This window comes from Salinicola sp. (assembly GCF_982684285.1).
The window spans coordinates 1-4,234 of sequence record NZ_CEXLVS010000305.1 but is presented as its reverse complement, the minus strand read 5'-3'; the positions used below and the strand labels follow the sequence as shown (position 1 = coordinate 4,234).

Here is a 4,234-nt window from a genome sequence, read left to right as displayed (position 1 = left end):
CCGGATGCGGTGGCCAGCTCTGGACACTCATACGACAGCGGCAGCCCGAAGGGGATGTCCGTCGTCGTTCGGTGTTCAAGGCGCTGCAGCGGATTCCGACAATCGGCAAGGTGACGTCGGAGAAGCTGATCAACCAGTTCGGCGAGGGGTTTCTCTCGTCAATGCTGGCCGACAACGTTCACGAGTTCATCAACCTGATGGACGAGAACGGCGACCTGGTGTTCAACGATCGACAGGCCAAGAGGATGGAGCGGGCGATGCCCAACATCGAGTTCGGCCTCGGCGAGGGTGGTTTCCAGCCGAGCGAGTTCGTGAAGCGCTATCTGCCCGATCAGTTCTTCGACCTGCTGATCGTCGACGAGGGGCATGAGTACAAGAACGCGGGGTCGGCCCAGGGCCAAGCCATGGGCGTACTGGCAGCGAAAGCCCGCAAGACGCTTTTGCTGACCGGCACGCTGATGGGCGGCTACGCCGACGACCTGTTCTACCTGCTCTTCCGGATCCTGACGCCGGTGATGATCGAGGACGGCTACCGTCCCCAGCGCAACTCCCTGGGGGCGGCGTCCATGGCCTTCATGCGCGAGCACGGTGTCCTCAAGGACATCTACTCGGAACGCGAAGGCGCTGGACACAAGACGGCGAAGGGCCGAAAAACCTCGGTGCGCACCGTCAAGGCACCCGGTTTCGGTCCCAAGGGCATACTGCGTTACGTGTTGCCCTTCACGGTCTTTCTCAAGCTCAAGGACATCGGTGGCGATGTACTGCCGCCGTATGACGAGGAGTTCGTGGAAGTACCGATGTCGTCTGATCAGGCCAGTGCCTACGAGAAGCTCTCCAGAGAGCTCTCGCGGGCGTTGAAGGAAGCGCTGGCACGCAAGGACACCACACTGCTGGGCGTGGTGCTCAACGTGCTGCTAGCGTGGCCTGACTGCTGTTTTCGTCCCGAGACGGTCAAGCATCCGCGCTCGCGGGAGCTGATCAACTTCACGAAGTCGATCTTCGACGAGACGTCGACGATGCCGAAGGAAGACGAGCTGGTCGAGCTATGCCGGTCGGAGAAAGCCGAGAGCCGCAAGGTTCTGGTCTATTCCACCTACACCGGCAAGCGCGATACGACAAGTCGCCTGAAGCGCGTGCTCGAGCAGGCGGGGCTGAAGGTGGCCGTGCTGCGCTCGAGCGTCGACACCAGTCGGCGGGAAGACTGGATCGCGGATCAGGTCGAGAAGGGGATCGATGTGCTGATCACCAACCCCGAGCTGGTGAAAACTGGTCTGGATCTTCTCGACTTCCCGACGATCGCGTTCATGCAGACCGGTTGGAATGTCTACACGTTGCAGCAGGCGGCGCGACGCTCCTGGCGTATCGGTCAGCACCGGGCGGTGCGTGTGGTGTTCTTCGGCTACGCCGAAACGTCACAAATCGCCTGTCTGCGATTGATGGCCAGCAAGATCGCCGTAGCGCAGAGCACGTCTGGGGACATCCCCGAGTCCGGGCTCGATGCACTCAACAGCGATGGCGAGTCGGTCGAGATGGAACTGGCCCGTCAGCTGGTCGCTTGACATTACCTCAGAACCTAACTCCTCTTCGGAGGAGTTAGGTTTTTTATCTAGGATAGGGTAGGCCTTAATGATATCCGTGAAAATCAAGCTGGAACGTAGCGGCTTTGTCTTGCTCGATTTTGATCGCTACGCATGATTAGCGCTGACTCTACTAACCGCAACAAAGCTAAACGTTTAGCGCTCCTACTCCCGAGCATGCAGGGCGCCCCGTTACGCGAGCAAGCTCAGGTCCGCCGGCCGCGCGACAATTCACGTTGTAACCACCTGTACTTTATGCTTTTATCTTCCGGCATTCCGATAATGCAGCACGCACGCAATAGGCTCCGTAGGCATGTTAAGACTTCTGCTCATCATGATATTGACGCTGTCGATTCCGGCCTTCGGGCAGGCAGCGGCGAGCGTTAGTGAGCAGTGCCGTGTGATGCCTGACGCGCTCATGACGCCTACTCATGCTGTTGTTGATAAGCAAGCCTGCGATGTAGCCGGCATGGATAAGCATGCGAAACCCGGCTCAAGCAAAACCTGCTCCCAAGTGCAAGATTGTTTGTTCGGGGGCGCGCTGTATCTTTCTAATTCCTCTTTGTCTGTCCACGCCTCCCCTCCCGTTCGGGTCGTAACAGTCTTGCCCGATACGCCAGTCGTCTTTCATACCCCAGACGGCCTGTGGCGCCCTCCTCGCCTTAGCTAGCTCCACGCTGAAATAAGCTTTCTGCATGCCTTGTTGCCTGCAGAATCGGTGTACGTGCGCGCGCTTGCTGCGCCGTGCCTGGAAGGTCACGGAGTTAGAGAATGTTTCTTCACAGGTTCTATGCCCTGCCCGGCTGGTTAATCGTCGGCTGGCTGGGCATGGCGGGAGGCGCCCATGCCTCGCCGCTGAGTTTCGATGATGCGCTTGCGCTTGGCGTGCGCAATGCCCCCGAGCTGAGCGCCAATACGGCGCAGATCAAAAGCGCCCAGGAATTGATCGAACCAGCCGACGCGCTGCCGGATCCCAAGTTAAGCCTCGGGGTGACCAACTATCCGATTTCCGGTCCGCAGGCGGGCAGCCTGACCGAAAGCCAGATGACGATGCAGCGCATCGGCATCTCGCAGGCCATTCCCAATAGCGCCAAGCGTCATGCCCGCGCAGAGATTGCCGAGGCCGAGCTGAGCAGCGCCCAGGTGCAGCGTCATGTGGTGCGCCTTATCATTCAGCAACAGGCATCTCAAGCCTGGCTCAAGCGCTACTACCTGGAGCGTAAGCTCGAGCAGCTTGACGCTCTCGACCGGGAAAACCAGCTACTCACCTCCACCGTCGATGCCCGGATCGCCTCCGGCGATGCGCCGTTGACCGATAGCGTGCTTGCCAAACAGGCCGCGGCCGCGCTCGCTGATCGCCGCGACGACCTGGAGGGCGAGCGGCATGAAGCCATCGCCGAGCTGCGCCGCTATGTGGGTGAGGCCGCCGACGAACCGCTTGAGGGCGCTCCCCCATCCATTGTCGTCTCGCCCCAGACCCTGCGCGCGCGAATAAGGCGCTACCCCGACCTACTGGCGCTGGAGGCGCAGACCCGCACCGCCAAGGCCCGGGTGGCCGAAGCTAAATCCGAAAAGCGCCCCGACTGGGGCGTCGAGCTGGCCTATCAGCATCGCGACGAACGCTACGGCGACATGGTCTCGGCACAGGTGTCGTTCGATCTGCCGCTGTTCACCGCCAGCCGCCAGGACCCGGCGATTCGCGCCCGCCAGCACAACGTCGAACGTCTGCAGCTCGAACGTGATGCGCTGCTGCGCGAACAAAGGAGCGAACTCGACAGCCAGTTGGCCGACTACACCGCGCTGTCAAACCAGCTCAAGCGCGCCCAAACCACCTGGCTCAAGCTCGTCCAGAAAAAAGTCGGGCTACAGTACGCCGCCTACAGAAGCGGTCAGGGCGATCTCGACGCCGTAATCGCCGCGCGCCGCGAGCTGATCGACCAGCGCGTGCGGATCGTCGATCTCCAGCAACAGCGCAAACTGATCGCGATGAAGCTGTATTTTTCCTATGGAGAGCCCACCTCATGAGTCAGCCCGCTTTTCGTATCGCCACTGTTATGGCCGTCATTGCCGCCGTGGCAATTGCCAGCAGCGGTGCCACCTATTGGCTTCTGCGCGATAACCGCATCATGCCGACATCAGCCCAGGCGGCAGCCACTGACAAGCAGCGTGAAGTGCGGTACTGGTACGATCCGATGGTCCCCGATCAGCACTTCGACCAGCCGGGCAAGTCGCCGTTCATGGACATGGAGCTGGTGCCCAAGTATGCCGATGAAGCCGGTGACGGCGCTGCCGCAGTCAAGATCAATCCCGGCGTGGCGCAGAATCTTGGCGTGCGCACCGCGCAGGTCATGCGCAACGACCTCACCAGCTCGGTCGATGCCGCCGCCAATGTGCAGTTCAACGACCGTGACGTGGCGATCATTCAGGTGCGCAGCGCCGGCTTCGTCGAGCGTAGCTATGACCTGGCCCCCGGCGACGTGGTCAATCAGGGCGCACCGCTGGTCGATCTGCTCATTCCCGCCTGGGGCGGCGCCCAGGAAGAATTCCTCGCTGTACTGAGTACCCGCGATCGTGCCCTGATCGACGCCGCCCGCACGCGGCTGACGCTGATGGGCATGCCGACCGCGTTGATCGAGCGCGTCGAAAAGACCCGCCGT

At 61.2% G+C, this 4,234-nt stretch carries 3 protein-coding genes; all 3 read left to right on the top strand.

The genetic code is table 11. The annotated features are described in order from the left end of the window. The coding region (locus AC3AYF_RS18720; RefSeq protein WP_295041178.1) for a helicase-related protein at positions 1–1,559 on the top strand (1,559 nt) is incomplete at its 5' end. A 789-nt stretch (positions 1,560–2,348) separates the two neighbouring features. After that, positions 2,349–3,602: a TolC family protein gene (locus AC3AYF_RS18715; RefSeq protein WP_295041179.1), complete on the top strand. Its 1,254-nt coding sequence runs from the start codon at positions 2,349–2,351 to the stop codon at positions 3,600–3,602. A gap of 29 nt (positions 3,603–3,631) precedes the next feature. Continuing rightward, positions 3,632–4,234: heavy metal-binding domain-containing protein (locus AC3AYF_RS18710; protein WP_295041180.1), on the top strand; the 603-nt coding region annotated here is incomplete at its 3' end.

Excerpts from the sequence above, each read along its gene's own strand:
- AC3AYF_RS18715 (WP_295041179.1), top strand. The coding sequence starts at position 2,349 with ATGTTTCTTCACAGGTTCTATGCCCTGCCCGGCTGGTTAATCGTCGGC.